General features: G+C 64.7%; 13 protein-coding genes and 2 tRNA genes. 8 read left to right on the top strand and 7 right to left on the bottom strand.

Annotated elements, in window-relative coordinates:
* Nucleotides 1-500: 500 nt before the first annotated feature.
* Entirely contained in the window at nucleotides 501-986 is a 486-nt protein-coding gene (gene bcp, locus AC5Y4C_RS09250; RefSeq protein ID WP_499962416.1) for a thioredoxin-dependent thiol peroxidase, read from the bottom strand.
* 101 nt (nucleotides 987-1,087) lie between these two features.
* Between bcp and AC5Y4C_RS09245 the strand changes: the two genes are divergently transcribed.
* Nucleotides 1,088-1,315: a DUF3618 domain-containing protein gene (locus AC5Y4C_RS09245; protein ID WP_499908852.1), complete on the top strand. Its 228-nt coding sequence runs from the start codon at nucleotides 1,088-1,090 to the stop codon at nucleotides 1,313-1,315.
* A gap of 469 nt (nucleotides 1,316-1,784) precedes the next feature.
* Here the strand turns inward: AC5Y4C_RS09245 and AC5Y4C_RS09240 are convergent.
* Nucleotides 1,785-1,857 (bottom strand) — tRNA-Lys (locus AC5Y4C_RS09240).
* Between the two features lie 162 nt (nucleotides 1,858-2,019).
* Here AC5Y4C_RS09240 and AC5Y4C_RS09235 point away from each other — a divergent pair.
* A complete protein-coding gene (locus AC5Y4C_RS09235) occupies nucleotides 2,020-3,240 on the top strand; it encodes a L,D-transpeptidase (protein WP_499908850.1) in 1,221 nt (406 codons plus the stop codon).
* Nucleotides 3,241-3,277: 37 nt separating this feature from the next.
* Here the strand turns inward: AC5Y4C_RS09235 and AC5Y4C_RS09230 are convergent.
* Together AC5Y4C_RS09230 and orn are read right to left on the bottom strand one after the other, a co-directional pair.
* A tRNA-His gene (locus tag AC5Y4C_RS09230) sits at nucleotides 3,278-3,350 on the bottom strand.
* A gap of 36 nt (nucleotides 3,351-3,386) precedes the next feature.
* Nucleotides 3,387-4,034, bottom strand: a complete 648-nt coding sequence (orn, locus tag AC5Y4C_RS09225) for an oligoribonuclease (protein WP_499908848.1) — start codon at nucleotides 4,032-4,034, stop codon at nucleotides 3,387-3,389.
* Between the two features lie 53 nt (nucleotides 4,035-4,087).
* Between orn and AC5Y4C_RS09220 the strand changes: the two genes are divergently transcribed.
* Nucleotides 4,088-5,638, top strand: coding sequence for a helicase HerA-like domain-containing protein (locus tag AC5Y4C_RS09220; RefSeq protein WP_499962414.1), 1,551 nt, complete (start codon nucleotides 4,088-4,090; stop codon nucleotides 5,636-5,638).
* A gap of 70 nt (nucleotides 5,639-5,708) precedes the next feature.
* Here the strand turns inward: AC5Y4C_RS09220 and cmrA are convergent, their stop codons facing one another.
* Nucleotides 5,709-6,515 carry a mycolate reductase gene (gene cmrA / locus AC5Y4C_RS09215; protein ID WP_499908844.1) on the bottom strand — a complete coding sequence of 269 codons (807 nt, stop codon included), beginning with the start codon at nucleotides 6,513-6,515 and terminating at the stop codon, nucleotides 5,709-5,711.
* Between the two features lie 63 nt (nucleotides 6,516-6,578).
* Between cmrA and AC5Y4C_RS09210 the strand changes: the two genes are divergently transcribed.
* On the top strand, nucleotides 6,579-7,862 hold the full coding sequence (locus AC5Y4C_RS09210) for an MFS transporter (protein ID WP_499962412.1): 1,284 nt from the start codon (nucleotides 6,579-6,581) through the stop codon (nucleotides 7,860-7,862).
* Here the strand turns inward: AC5Y4C_RS09210 and AC5Y4C_RS09205 are convergent.
* Nucleotides 7,859-8,596 carry an MmpS family transport accessory protein gene (locus tag AC5Y4C_RS09205; protein ID WP_499908840.1) on the bottom strand — a complete coding sequence of 246 codons (738 nt, stop codon included), beginning with the start codon at nucleotides 8,594-8,596 and terminating at the stop codon, nucleotides 7,859-7,861. The two genes, AC5Y4C_RS09210 and AC5Y4C_RS09205, sit on opposite strands and share 4 nt — an antisense overlap.
* Nucleotides 8,597-8,676: 80 nt before the next feature.
* Here AC5Y4C_RS09205 and AC5Y4C_RS09200 point away from each other — a divergent pair, with 80 nt between their 5' ends.
* The 4 genes from AC5Y4C_RS09200 to AC5Y4C_RS09185 all read left to right on the top strand — a co-directional run bounded on the left by AC5Y4C_RS09200 (nucleotide 8,677) and on the right by AC5Y4C_RS09185 (nucleotide 12,853).
* Nucleotides 8,677-10,458 carry an N-acetylglutaminylglutamine amidotransferase gene (locus AC5Y4C_RS09200; RefSeq protein ID WP_499908838.1) on the top strand — a complete coding sequence of 594 codons (1,782 nt, stop codon included), beginning with the start codon at nucleotides 8,677-8,679 and terminating at the stop codon, nucleotides 10,456-10,458.
* Nucleotides 10,458-12,344, top strand: a complete 1,887-nt coding sequence (locus AC5Y4C_RS09195; protein ID WP_499962410.1) for a S9 family peptidase — start codon at nucleotides 10,458-10,460, stop codon at nucleotides 12,342-12,344. Before AC5Y4C_RS09200 ends, AC5Y4C_RS09195 begins: the two co-directional genes overlap by 1 nt.
* 87 nt (nucleotides 12,345-12,431) lie before the next feature.
* Nucleotides 12,432-12,701: a hypothetical protein gene (locus AC5Y4C_RS09190; protein WP_499908834.1), complete on the top strand. Its 270-nt coding sequence runs from the start codon at nucleotides 12,432-12,434 to the stop codon at nucleotides 12,699-12,701.
* Nucleotides 12,698-12,853, top strand: coding sequence for a DUF6131 family protein (locus AC5Y4C_RS09185; protein ID WP_499962409.1), 156 nt, complete (start codon nucleotides 12,698-12,700; stop codon nucleotides 12,851-12,853). Before AC5Y4C_RS09190 ends, AC5Y4C_RS09185 begins: the two co-directional genes overlap by 4 nt.
* A gap of 196 nt (nucleotides 12,854-13,049) precedes the next feature.
* On the opposite strand, the gene AC5Y4C_RS09180 is transcribed toward AC5Y4C_RS09185, so the two are convergent.
* On the bottom strand, nucleotides 13,050-13,661 hold the full coding sequence (locus AC5Y4C_RS09180) for an SACE_7040 family transcriptional regulator (protein ID WP_499908830.1): 612 nt from the start codon (nucleotides 13,659-13,661) through the stop codon (nucleotides 13,050-13,052).
* Between the last annotated feature and the right edge of the window lie 29 nt (nucleotides 13,662-13,690).

Raw genomic sequence — 13,690 nt, 5'->3', positions numbered from 1 at the left:
ATCTGCCCACGCGGGGCTTGCCGATCCGATTGCGGCGGCACCAAGGAAAACCGCGACCGCCAGTCCACGAGTAATTGTTGCCATGTGTTTTTCCGTTCCTTGCGCTGATCCGTTCGTCAGCAACGTGTAGCAGTATCACACCTCGTTGACAGCTGCGTCTCGCCATCAGCAAACTCGGTGGCAATTCATCGGACGCGGTTAACCACAATTTTCTAAATCGCATAACAGGAGCAGCAAAGCATCTTTCTCTTGACCTGAGCATCCGCTACTGGTGTGGCCAGCAGTGAGATCGAGCTTTCAGCGATCAGCGCCAGTGGTGTAGCCGCAAAGACGTTGTCTGACAAGACATCAGAAGCTTTCCGCGCCGCTGTGGCGGCTCAGATACCCGTCGAGGGTGTCGGCTATTCCCACTTCATCTACGACCACGAAGGTCTACGCACAGCTCGTTGCCGGTCCTTGATACGTGTTGGGTCGGAGGTTTGATCGGTCTCGGTCACCCGTTATCCGGCGGCTACGTCGGCAATGATTTGCTGAACCAATGTCGCCGTATGTGCGGCCTTGACGTTGTACCGAGCCAGCGTGATCTTGCCCTGTTCGTCGATGACGAACGTCGACCGGATCACGCCTTGCACCGTCTTGCCGTACATCTTCTTCTCGCCGTAGGCCCCCCACTTCGTCAACACTTCGCGGTCAGGATCCGACAGAAGTGGAAAAGTCAGCCCTTCGGCGTCGCGGAACTTGGCTAGCTTGGCTGGCTTGTCCGGCGAGATACCGACGACGTCCAGTCCGGCTTTGTTCAGTTCGTGCAGGTTGTCGCGGAAGTCGCACGCCTGTTTGGTGCAGCCGGGAGTCGACGCTGCCGGGTAGAAGTAGACGATCAGCTTGCGGCCGCGGTAGTCGGCCAGCGACACGGTGTTGCCGTCGGCGTCTTCAAGGCTGAAGTCGGGGGCTTTCTCGCCCACCTCGAGCCGTGTCGTCGCGCTCATCTGCTGGATCTTCCCTTCGTCACACACCAGTGCGCTGGTTCGCACCTCGGCTGATCTAGGGTAGTGCGGCAGGCAGCAACCCTTCACAGGCGGAGGACATCGTGGCGGACCGTGACCCTGAGGCCATCAAAGCCGACATCGACCGTGCCCGCGACCAATTGGCTGCCACCGTCGACACGTTGACCGAACGGGCCCATCCGCGCCGGTTGGTCAACGACCTCAAAGTCGCCACCGTCACCTTCTTGAAGAAGCCGCCCGTGACGTACACATTGATCGGCGTCGGAGCGCTCACTGTGGTGTTGGCGATCCGCCGGGTCCGCAACCGCTGACAGCAGCGCGACGGCTAGGCGCTGGTGCGCCGCCGCCACCACCCGACGAATCCAAGCGCACGGACGCGCATGGTGCCCACGCGCCCGAGCCTGTTGCAGGTGTAAACGGTAGTAGGTAGCTGTGTGTACTTGCTACGCGATTGCTCAGCAATGGCTGAGGTGCCGCCGGAACCCACTGGCCCCGAACCCTCCGGCTGGCTCCCTGACATCTACAAAGACCCCGGTTCCCTACGTGCAACGGCTATTTGCCGTCTGAACGTATCGATTCCGTTAATGATGTTCGCAAACCTACCCTCGTGACCGGCGAACCACAAGCAAACAATCAGAAATTGCCGAGCAACGGTCGTGGTGGATCGGGGATTTGCTGGCTGACCTGGCATAACGGGCGAACGACGAGCCGGCCGTGTCGCGAGCGTCACAAGAAGCGGCGCCAACGATGTTCGCGCGCAGGCAAATAACGAAACAACAGTGCGCCGTCAGGGTTTCGAACCCCGGACCCGCTGATTAAGAGTCAGCTGCTCTACCAACTGAGCTAACGGCGCGTCGACAGGCGACGATAACAGGCTAGCGCAGCGCGAGCCAAAGCAGGCACCTGCCAACGGAACGGCGTTACCCGTCGATGGCACGCTGCACGCCCAGGTTGCCCTTAGACTATTGCCAAAGAACGGTATCGAATTAGCCGTGGCTGTGAGGTGGAACGACGTATGTGGCAGGTCCGTTCAGCGACGCATGGGCGTCGGCATCGGTCCTGGTTGATCGCTCTCACCCTGGTTTCGGCACTAGCCTTGGGCCTCTGCGGCTGCAGCAGCAACTCCGCGTCCGACGCGCCGAAGGTGATCACCGACAAAGGCACTCCATACGCCGATCTTCTGGTGCCCAAGCTGCAGGCATCTGTCAAAGACGGGGCGGTCGGTGTCGCGGTGGATCAGCCGGTCACCGTCACCGCGGAAGACGGTGTGCTGGGGGCGGTGAGCCTTTCGAGGTCCGACGGCACCTCGGTGGAGGGCAAGTTGAGTCCTGACGGGCTCACGTGGTCGACCAGCGAACCGCTGGGCTACAACAAGCAGTACACGCTGACCGCAGAGGCACTCGGGCTCAGCGGCATCTCCCGTCAGCGCATGACGTTTCGCACTCACTCGCCTGAGAACCTGACATCGGCGTATGTCTTGCCGAATGACGGCGAGGTGGTGGGCGTCGGGCAGCCGGTGGCTATCCGCTTCGACGAGAACATCCCGAACCGGCTGGCCGCGCAGCGCGCGATCAAGATCACGACGAATCCTCCGGTCGAGGGAGCGTTCTACTGGCTGAACAATCGGGAATTGCGTTGGCGGCCCGAGAAATTCTGGAAGCCCGGCACCCAAGTGGACGTCGCGGTTGACATCTACGGCGTCGACATGGGCAACGGCCTGTTCGGCCAGGACGACGTCAAGACGCACTTCACCATCGGTGATGAGGTGATCGCTACCGCCGACGACAACACGAAGACCATCACGGTGCGTCGCAACGGCGAAGTGATCAAGACCATACCCACCTCGATGGGCAAGAACAGCACGCCGACCAACAACGGTATTTACATCGTCGGCGACCGGTTCAAGCACATCATCATGGACTCGTCGACCTACGGCGTTCCGGTCAACTCACCCAACGGATACCGCACCGACGTCGACTGGGCGACGCAGATCTCCTACAGCGGCATCTTCGTGCACTCGGCGCCGTGGTCGGTGGGCGCGCAGGGCAACACCAACACGAGTCACGGGTGCCTGAACGTAAGCCCCAGCAATGCAATCTGGTTCTACAACAACACCAAACGCGGCGACATCGTCCAGATCGTCAACACCGTCGGGGCCACGTTGCCGGGTACCGACGGGTTGGGCGACTGGAACATTCCGTGGGAGCAGTGGAAAGCCGGTAACGCCAACACGTAGCGTCGCGGAGTCGCTGGCAAAACGACCCTGACCTCGGGGTGAGTGACGGGACTCGAACCCGCGACTTCCAGGACCACAACCTGGTGCTCTACCAGCTGAACTACACTCACCATCGCCGCCGGCACGTGCAGGCGGCGAACGCGATATTAGCCGCTTGTGGCCTCCGGAGCCGAATCCAGATCCCTCGACGGGCCGGCGCGTCCGTTGATTTCCGCCGCGATCGCCTCGATCTCGCTGGTCGACGGCCCTGGTGGGGGCACGAACACGGTGCGCCGGTAGTACTTCAGCTCGCGGATCGACTCGTGGATGTCGGCGACGGCGCGGTGCGCCAACCCCTTCTCCGGCTGGCCGTAATAGATGCGGGGATACCACCGCCGGCACAGTTCCTTGATCGAGCTCACGTCGATCATCCGGTAGTGCAGGTAGTCGTCGAGGGCAGGCATGTCCCGGGCGATGAATCCGCGGTCGGTGGCAATCGAGTTGCCCGCCAATGGCGCTGTCTTGGCCTGTGGCACAAAGGCTTTGATGTAGTCGAGCACCATCGCCTCGGCTTGCGCCACGTCGACCGTCGACGCTCGCACCTCGTCGACCAGCCCCGAGCGGCTGTGCATCTCGACGACCACGTCGAGCATCCCGGACAGCGCGTCGTCGTCGGCGTGGATCACCACGTCCACGCCGTCGCCCAGCACGTTCAACTCACCGTCGGTGACCAGCGCGGCGATCTCAATCAGCCGGTCCTTTCGAAGGTCGAGGCCGGTCATCTCGCAGTCGATCCACACCAATTCGTCACGCACAGCGCTCAACAGTAAGCCGTCATGGCTGCTCGATGGCAGTAGTGTCAGGTCCGATGAGCACAGAACCGTCGCTGTCGCCCGCCCAGCAGATCGCCGCCGGGTACGCAGTAGAGGGCAAAGCGCTGGAGCTGGGCACGGTGGTGGTCGACGGCACGGTCGATCCCGGCGCCCGGATTCGCATTCCGCTGGCCACGGTCAACCGGCACGGCCTTGTGGCCGGCGCGACCGGCACCGGTAAGACGAAATCGCTGCAGGTGATGGCCGAGCAGCTGTCGGCGGCGGGCGTGCCGGTCGTGATGGCCGACATCAAGGGCGACCTGTCGGGGCTGTCACGACCCGGCTTCGCGACCGACAAGATCACTGCCCGCGCCAAGGACACCGGTGACGACTGGGCTCCTGCCGCGTTTCCCGTCGAGTTTCTGTCCCTGGGCACCGGCGGCGTCGGCGTACCGGTGCGCGCCACCATTTCCAGCTTTGGGCCGATCCTGCTGTCAAAAGTTCTGGGGCTCAACCAAACCCAGGAGTCGACGCTCGGCCTGATCTTCCACTGGGCAGACCAGAAGGGCCTGTCACTTCTCGACCTGAAAGATCTGCGCTCCGTCATCACGTTCTTGTCCAGCGACGAAGGCAAACCCGAGCTCAAGGCGCTCGGCGCGGTATCACCGACCACCGCCGGTGTGATTCTGCGCGCGCTGGTGAACCTCGAAGCCGAAGGCGCCAACACGTTCTTCGGCGAGCCGGAATTGGAGCCCAAGGACCTGTTCCGGCTGGATTCGCAGGGCCGCGGCGTCATCACACTGCTCGAACTGGGCAGCCAAGCGACGAGGCCGGTGCTGTTCTCGACGTTTTTGATGTGGGTTCTGGCCGATTTGTTCACCTTCCTTCCCGAGGTCGGGGACCTGGACAAGCCCAAGCTCGTGTTCTTCTTCGACGAGGCTCATCTGCTTTTCACCGACGCCTCGAAGGCGTTCCTCGAGCAGGTGGAACAGACCGTCAAGCTGATCCGGTCCAAGGGCGTCGGCGTCTTCTTCTGCACCCAGCTGCCCACCGACGTGCCCAACGACGTGCTCTCGCAACTTGGGGCCCGCATCCAGCACGCGATTCGCGCGTTCACCCCGGACGACCAGAAGGCGCTTGCGAAGACCGTCCGCACCTTTCCGAAAACCAAGGCGTACGACCTCGAGTCGGCTCTGACGTCGCTGGGCATCGGCGAGGCAGTAGTCACCGTGCTATCGGAAAGCGGCGCGCCGACGCCGGTGGCGTGGACGCGGATGCGCTCGCCGCGTTCGCTGATGGATGCCATCGGCCCCGACGCCATCGCCGCCGCCGCGAAATCCAGTCCACTGCAAGCGGTTTACGGCGAGACCATCGACCGGGAGTCGGCCTACGAACGGCTCAACGCGCGGTTGGCGCCGCCGGCCGAACAGCCGGGCGAGGCGACCGTTTCCGGCACCGCTACAGCGCGTGATGCCGCCGAGCCGGGATTCTTCGAGAAGATGTTCGAGAGCCCGGCGTTCAAGAGCGCAATGCGGTCAGCCGGAACAGTGCTCGGCCGCGAGATCACGCGCAGCATTCTCGGGACAGGCAGCCGCCGCCGGCGCTGAGCGCCCGAGGCTGTAACTGGCGCGGCGAATATCGAGAAGCCGCCTCGCGGAATTCCGTTTCGGCGCAGAACTAGCCGCCGCCTAGGCGTTTGTAGAACGCGCCGACGATCGGGGCCACGATCGCCCGCGGGGTGTAGCCGCTGGCCACCGACATCGCCTTGGACGTGACACCTGGCACCACGCGCATTTTGTTGCGCTCCAGGCCGTCCAGCGACAGCTTCGCCGTGTGCTCGGTTGAGATCCAGAGAAATTCGGGCACCAGCTTGTCCACCAGCGACGCCTCCTGTTCGTCGGGCGTCGCGGTGCGCACGGGTCCGGGCGCCAGCAGCGTGACATGCACGCCGGTCTTCTTCAGCTCGCCCCGCAGCGATTCGCTGAAAGTGTTCACGAACGCTTTGGTCGCCGCATAGGTGGCGTTGTTCGGGATCGGTGAATTGCCCGCTGCCGAACCGGAAATCAGGATGCCGCCCGCCCGACGCGAGACCATGCCCGGCAGCACGGCGAGCGTAAGGTCGTGCACGCCAAGCACATTGAGCTGCACCTGAGCTTTCTCGCCCGCCGGATCCAACGACGCCACCGGGCCGAACGTCGCCGTCCCGGCGTTGGCGCACAGGATCGAGATGTTGCGCGACGCCAGCTCGTCGGCCAGCTTGGTGCGCTCAGTCGGATCGGCGAGGTCCACCGGCCGCACCTCGACGGTGACGCCGTATCGGTCGGTGAGCCGTTCCGCTAGGGCGTTCAGCACGTCTGCGCGTCGGGCGGTGATGATCAGGTGGTGGCCGCGGGCGGCCAGTTCGGTGGCCAGCGCTTCGCCGATGTTCTGGGACGCTCCGGTGACGACGGCGCGCGCGTCGGGACTGGGTGCGGGTACTGGCATGCCGACGATCGTAGACAGATAGGTTCTGCTCTTCGCGCAAGCGGCTCGATAGGCTCGGCGACCATGGCCGCTCCCCGCTCGCGCGTGCTGGCCTGGGCGTTGTGGGACTGTGGGTCGACGGGGCTGAACGCGATCGTCGTCACGTTCGTCTTCTCCGTCTACCTCACTGACGCCGTCGGCGCGGGCATGCCCGGCGGCACCACGCCGGCCAGTTGGCTCGGCCGGGCGCTCACTGTCGCGGGCCTGGCGGTCGCATTGCTCGCTCCGGCGATCGGCGTGTGGGTGGATGTGCCGCAGCGGCGGCGACGCGTGCTGGGCGCGCTGACCGCGACGGTGGTGCTGCTCACGTCGGCGATGAGCCTCATCCGCGACGATCCCGGATATCTGTGGGCCGGTCTGGCCCTGCTTGGGCTGACAGCGGCCGCCAGCGACCTGGCCAGCGTCCCGTACAACGCGATGCTGCGCCAGCTCGCCACCCCGCAGACCTCGGGCCGAATCTCCGGATTCGGCTGGGCTGCAGGGTATGTCGGCAGCGTCGCACTGCTGTTGCTGGTGTACGGCGCATTCATCGCCGGCGACGGGCCCACCCGGGGCTTGCTGCACGTCACGACCGCCGACGGCTTGAACGTCCGCGCGGCCATGCTGCTGGCAGCGGCGTGGCTGGCGCTGTTCGCGCTGCCTGTTCTGATCGCGCCCCCGCGGCCCGTCGACGTCGACGCCGCCCGTCCGTCGCGAACCGGGGTGTTCGGCGCCTACCGCGCGTTGTGGTCCGACGTCGTCGCGGAATGGCGCCGCGACCGCAACCTGGTGTACTACCTGCTGGCCAGCGCCCTGTTCCGGGACGGACTCAGTGGCGTGTTCACATTCGGTGCGGTGCTGGGCGTCGCGGTATACGGCATCTCTCGGGCCGACGTGTTGCTGTTCGGGGTGACGGCCAGCGTGGTGGCCGCCGTCGGGGCGGTGATCGGCGGCCTGCTCGACGACCGGATCGGATCCAAGACCGTCATCCTCGGCTCGCTGTCGGCGATGATCGCCTCCGGTCTGGTGCTGATGTCGCTGTCGGGCGCGACCGCCTTCTGGGTTTGCGGCCTGCTCCTGTGCTTGTTCATCGGCCCCACGCAGGCGTCGGCGCGAACCCTGTTATTGCGGATGACCGCCCAAGGCAAGGAAGGCGTGGCGTTCGGCCTCTACACCACGACGGGCCGGGCGGTCGCGTTCGTCGCACCATGGATGTTCTTCACATTCGTCGACGCGTTCGGCACCGACCGCGCCGGGATGGGCGGGCTGCTGGTGGTGCTGGCCGTCGGATTCTCGGCGATGCTGGCGGTCCGTACGCCGGCCCGTTAGCCCGACGGGCTGCACACCGTCAGCAGCGCACCGGTGCGCTGCTGCACCTGCACGCCGCCGATGCTGATCTTGCAGGTGACATTGCGACCGGAGTTGATCACGGTCACGCTCGCCGAATTCTGCGCAGGCTTAGGCAGATTCACTTCCTTGTGCCAGGGCAGCAGCACATTGAACTCGGTCTGCATAAGGCCGCCTTCGTCGATGTACGTGATGTTGATCGCTCGGCCCTGGCCGGTCACCTCGTAGACCACCGGCTCCGTCTCACCCGAGGTGTTGGGGCTAGTTGTCGGGTTCGGAACCGACAGCGTGGGAAGAGGAATCGGGAAGATCGACGGCATCGAACGCTCCGACGTCGTGGGCGTGGGCGTGCGGGTGGTGGTGCTCGACGGCATCGCCGGAATCGACGTCTCTTGGCGGGAAGGGTTTGTGGTGACGAACAGCATCCAGATCACCAGCCCGATGACGACGGCCAGCGCAAAGCCAGCCGTCGCCCACAGCCAGGGCCGCGGACCGCGAGGCGGTTCGGGGGGCGGCTCGCTGGCCGGCGTCGGCGCGCCCGTCTGTGGATACGTCTGGGTCCAGTACTGAGGCAGTGGCTCGGTCGAGCCCGGATGGCCGGAGGCGGGGATCGGGGAGTAGGCCGGCGGCATGTTGCCGGCATAGGCCGGATCGGAATAGGCCGGATTCGGGCTGGAGGGATCCGAAGGCGATCCCGGCCGCGGCGAATCGGTCATATCCACCTCATGGCTGCGAGGGTACCTGCGTAACGCGCTGGCGCGCCGGGGCAAGGCTCACAGGCGTATGGTCTGCCAGCATGTGCGGTATTTGCGGAGAGATCCGGTTCGACGGGCAATCGGCCGATGTGGCGGCGGTGTCGCGAATGACCGCTGCCATGGTCGCCCGTGGCCCTGACGACGACGGGCTCGTGGCGCACGGGCGGGTGGCGTTCGGGCACCGGCGGCTGTCGATCATCGACTTGACCGCATGCGGAGGCCAGCCGATGGTCGACAGCGAACTCGGGCTGACACTGGTGTTCAACGGCTGTATCTACAACTACAAAGAGCTGCGCGCAGAGCTGCAGGCCGCCGGCTACCGGTTCTTCTCGACCGCTGACAGCGAGGTCATCATCAAGGCCTTCCACAAGTGGGGAACCCAATGCGTCGAGCGGTTCAAGGGCATGTTCGCGTTCGCGATCGCCGACCGCGCCAGCGGCGTGGTGACGCTGGGCCGCGACCGGCTCGGCATCAAGCCGCTCTACCTGTCCGAGACGCCAGGCAAGCTGCGGTTTGCGTCATCCGTGCGCGCGCTGCTCGACGCCGGTGGTGTGGACACCGAACTGGATCGCGTTGCGCTGCACCACTACATGAGTTTTCACGCCGTCGTCCCGGCCCCGCACACCATCTACCGTGGCGTGCGCAAGCTGCCGCCGGCCACGGTGCGGGTGATCCAGCCCGACGGCAGCTACCGCGACACCGTGTACTGGTCGCCGGAATTCCGCCGCGACCCGGACCGTGCGGGGTGGTCGAAGCAGGACTGGCAGGAGGCGTTGATCGACGCGCTGCGCGTTGCCGTCTCGCGCCGCATGGTGGCCGACGTGCCCGTCGGCGTGCTGCTGTCCGGGGGCATCGACTCGTCGGTGGTCGTCGCGCTGCTCGCCGAACAAGGCCAGCACGGCCTCGCCACGTTCAGCATCGGGTTCGATCCGGCGGGTGGCCAGTCCGGTGACGAGTACTACTACTCGGACATGGTGGCCAAGACCTTTGACACGAACCATCACAAGATCCACATCGACAACTCACGATTGTTGCCGGCGTTGCCGAAAACCATTGCGGCGATGAGCGAACCAATGGTCAGCCACGACTGCGTCGCGTTCTATCTGCTCTCTGAGGAAGTCAGCAAGTCGATCAAGGTGGTGCAATCCGGTCAGGGTGCCGACGAAATCCTGGCCGGCTACGACTGGTATCCGCCGCTGGCCGATATTCCCCGCGCTCAAGTGACCGATGTCTACGCGAAGGTGTTCTTCGACCGCGACCACGGCGAGGTGATGTCGATTCTCACCCCGGAGTACTGCGTCGACACCGACGTCAGCCGCGAATTCGTCGCAGCACACCAATCGGCGCCTGGTGCGGACACCGCTGTCGACGCCGCGCTGCGGCTCGACACAGAAGTGATGTTGGTAGACGACCCGGTCAAGCGTGTCGACACAATGACGATGGCCTGGGGTCTGGAAGCCCGAGTGCCGTTCCTGGACCACGATTTCGTCGAGTTGGCCGCCACCTGCCCGCCGGAACTCAAGCTCGAGTCGGGTGGCAAGGGCGTGTTGAAGGACGCGTCGCGGTCACTGTTGCCGGCCGAGGTTATCGACCGCACCAAGGGTTACTTCCCGGTGCCCGGGATCCGTCATATCGAAGGTGAGGTCTACGACCTCGTGCGTGAGGCGTTGACCAATGATGCCGCACGCTCGCGAGGTCTGTATCGGCGAGAAACGGTCGAGAGACTGCTGAACTCACCGAATGACGGACGCACCACGCTCGGCGCCAATTCGCTGTGGCAACTGGCTGTGCTGGAGATGTGGTTGCAGAGCATGGAGGGTTGATGTCGGTGGGCGGCACGGTGCGCCAGAACTATGGCGCGTCATTGTCTCCTGACGCCACCGCATTTGCGCACATCGTCGACGACGGCGGCTATCCCCGTGCGGTGCAACGCTTTCTGAGCGGTTGGCGGGCAAGCTCGTCGCGTGACGTGGTGTTGCCGGTAGAGGGTCCCGTCGAGCGGGTCATGCATTCGCCCGACGGTCACTGGCTGGCGTGTCAGGTGGCGCCGGAAGGTAGTGAACGCTCCCAGATCTGGGTGGTCACCACCGATCCGGACGACCGGATGGCTCGTCGCATCGACCACGAGGACGCCGGAATGGCGGAACTGGTCGGTTGGGACGGTCGGCGGGTCGCGGCGATGCTGATGGGGGAGGACGGCGTCGGCGAGTCATGTTTGATCGACCCGGCCGGCGGGGAACGCGTTGTGCTGGACCGTCGTTCGGGCGGTCGGCTTGTGGACGCCTGGGCCGGCGCGGCGCTGGTGCGGGTCGGCCCCCGCGGCTATCAAGAGCTGATCCTGCTGCACGGCCTGACCGAGCACGCGCTGCTACCTTCGGACCCGGGTTCCACCACGGATGTCGGCTACATCCTCGACGACCAGCATCCCCGCCGAGTTCGTTGTGGCCCCACGGGAGAGGAGATGCGCCTCTACTACCCGGCGAAAACCTACGGCGTCAACAGCTCTCAGGGGTATATCCGCGCCCTCGTCCGCAGCGACAACGGCTGCGACCATGCCCGACTGCTCGAGGTGATCGCTACCGCGGACGGCGTCTCGTACTACGTGGTGGCCGAACGGCCGGACTGCGATCTCGACGAGTTCGTGGTCAGCGACGACCTCAGCACCGTTGCCCTGCTGTGGAACCTGCAGGGGCGCAGCGAGTTACAGATCCTGGAGTACACCGACAACACGCTGCACGAACCCATCCCGCTGCCGGCCCCGGTGGCTCAGCAGTTGTCGATCAGCGCTGGCGGGTCGATGGTCGCGGTGACCGTCGAGGGTCCGTCCATGCCGCGCACCGTCGAACTCGTCGACCCGCGATCACGGGAATGGCAACGGATCGACCGCGAACCAAGCCGTGGCCCCGTCGTGAGCGGATTCTCCGTCGGACCCACGCTGGAAACCCTCACCGGCCGCGACGGCATGAAGTTCACCGGCTGGCTGTACCGGCCACCGGCGGGCGCGCCGGCGATGGGCGCACTGATATATCTGCATGGCGGGCCGGAGGGCCAGTCAAGACCCGGGTACGACGAGTTTTTCCCACGCCTACTCAACACCGGAATCACGGTGTTCACACCGAATGTCCGCGGCTCGGGCGGATTCGGCCGCACCTTCATGCACGCCGACGACAAGGCCGGCCGATTCGCCGCGATCGACGACGTCGCCGAATGCGTCCGGTTTCTGGTCGACAGCGGGTTGGCCGACCCTGCTCGCATCGCGTGTGCGGGATGGTCTTACGGCGGCTATCTCACGTTGGCGGCGTTGACATTTCACCCAGAGCTGTTCGCCGCCGGTATCAGCATCTGTGGGATGAGCGACTTGTTGACCTTCTACCGCAACACCGAACCGTGGATCGCGGCTGCCGCCTACCCGAAATACGGGCACCCGGTGCGTGATCGGGAACTGCTCGAACAACTCTCACCGCTTCGCCGCGTCGATGCGTTGACGGCACCCCTGCTGGTCGTGCACGGCGCCCATGACACCAACGTGCCGGTGAGCGAATCCGAGCAGATCGTCGAGGCGCTGCGGGAACGAGGCAGGCCGGTCAAGTTCGTGAAGTTCGACGACGACGGTCACGGCATCGACAAGCGCGAAAACCGCAACGTGATGGGCGCCGCCATCCAAGACTGGCTCACCCATGCGTTTTCGGCGGCTCGCGCCGCGTCATGAATCCACTTTCCCGTGGGCCGCGGTTTAGTGGATTTCACGGTTGGGTAACCGCATTGAACCTGACTCCGGGCGGATGGAGGCGCGACAATGCGAGGCACCGGAATTATCGGAACGATCGTCGTGATCTGGTTGATCATCGGGGCGATCGCAGCATTTCAGCGGGGCTACTTCAAGCAGGGTGAAACCAACTGCGCGACGGCGGCGCGGGTCGCGCTGACTGTCGTGGCCGGGCCCCTCAACTACTTCGGGGTCAATCCGAAGGTCACATGCGAGAACGTTCGGGTGCCGCAGCCCTCCAGCAGCGGCGTGTTGTTCAGCCCGCATCCCGTCAACTCAACGATTGGAGTCGCGTCATGATTGTGCTCGGGGTGATCCTTGCGATCCTTGGCTGGGTATTCGGTCTGCAGTTCCTATGGGTGATCGGCGTCATCCTGATCGTGATCGGCGCCGTCCTCTGGATCCTCGGCTCTGTCGGCCGTCCCGTCGGCGGCCGCCGCTACTGGTACTAGCTGTCAGTCGTCACCGAATCTGTGGCCGCTCCGGACGGGGCGGTCACAGATCTCGTTGTCGATCACGACGTCAGGCTTCGATGTCGTTGCCGCGGACGGCGTTTCGTATGTCTGGGTAATCGCCGAGAGTGACGTTTTCCAGGGAACGTTCGACTGCAAGCCTGCAAAATGTCACTCTCGGCGAAGGGATCGGGTCTTAATCGCGGTGGCCGTCCAACGCGGCCGCAGTCATCGTCCGCAAGACGCCACGCGAGCGGGAAGCCACGTCCTTGGTGCCAAACCCCTTGAGGCTGTGCGGTGTCGAATTCAACAGGCCGAAGGCGGCGTGTGCCATCAGCCGCGCATCGGCTTCGTCCACTCCGTTGCGTTCCCGCAACACGTCGACCCAAAGTTCCACGTACTGACGCTGCGCTTTGCGCACCTGACGCTTGGCCGGTTCAGGCAGATGCGCCAAATCGCGATCTTGGATCCGGATGAGATCCCGCTCGTCCAACGCGAAGTCGAGGTGGAACTCGATCAGCCCGTCGAGCGCCGCGTCGACGTCCGGCGCCTCGGACACCACCGCTCGGGCGCCGGCCAGCAGTCGGGTGCTGACGCCGACCAGAAGCTCCACCAACAGAGCTTCCTTGTTCGGGAAGTGGCGATAGATCGCCGGCCCGCTGACACCCGCCGCGGCCCCGATGTCCTCCAACCGCACGGCAAGGAAGCCGCGTTCGGCGATCAACCGCTCAGCGGCGGCCAACAGCTTGCCGCGCCGGTCGAATTTCAACCGGCTGCGACGCGACTCAGCGGGGGCGGCGGTAGACATTTCAGTTAATCGTAACTAACATATGCCCG

It is taken from the genome of Mycobacterium sp. NGS35, assembly GCF_059812855.1.
The sequence above is the reverse complement of the archived record's forward strand: the minus strand, read 5'-3'. Positions and strand labels throughout refer to the sequence as shown.

Bases quoted from the DNA above. Each gene is read 5' to 3' on its own strand.
- AC5Y4C_RS09180 (WP_499908830.1), bottom strand. From the start codon at position 13,661: ATGTCTACCGCCGCCCCCGCTGAGTCGCGTCGCAGCCGGTTGAAATTC.
- bcp (WP_499962416.1), bottom strand. From the start codon at position 986: ATGAGCGCGACGACACGGCTCGAGGTGGGCGAGAAAGCCCCCGACTTC.
- AC5Y4C_RS09195 (WP_499962410.1), top strand. From the start codon at position 10,458: ATGTCGGTGGGCGGCACGGTGCGCCAGAACTATGGCGCGTCATTGTCT.
- AC5Y4C_RS09205 (WP_499908840.1), bottom strand. From the start codon at position 8,596: ATGACCGATTCGCCGCGGCCGGGATCGCCTTCGGATCCCTCCAGCCCG.
- AC5Y4C_RS09220 (WP_499962414.1), top strand. From the start codon at position 4,088: ATGAGCACAGAACCGTCGCTGTCGCCCGCCCAGCAGATCGCCGCCGGG.
- AC5Y4C_RS09210 (WP_499962412.1), top strand. From the start codon at position 6,579: ATGGCCGCTCCCCGCTCGCGCGTGCTGGCCTGGGCGTTGTGGGACTGT.
- cmrA (WP_499908844.1), bottom strand. From the start codon at position 6,515: ATGCCAGTACCCGCACCCAGTCCCGACGCGCGCGCCGTCGTCACCGGA.
- AC5Y4C_RS09235 (WP_499908850.1), top strand. From the start codon at position 2,020: ATGTGGCAGGTCCGTTCAGCGACGCATGGGCGTCGGCATCGGTCCTGG.
- AC5Y4C_RS09185 (WP_499962409.1), top strand. From the start codon at position 12,698: ATGATTGTGCTCGGGGTGATCCTTGCGATCCTTGGCTGGGTATTCGGT.
- AC5Y4C_RS09190 (WP_499908834.1), top strand. From the start codon at position 12,432: ATGCGAGGCACCGGAATTATCGGAACGATCGTCGTGATCTGGTTGATC.
- AC5Y4C_RS09200 (WP_499908838.1), top strand. From the start codon at position 8,677: ATGTGCGGTATTTGCGGAGAGATCCGGTTCGACGGGCAATCGGCCGAT.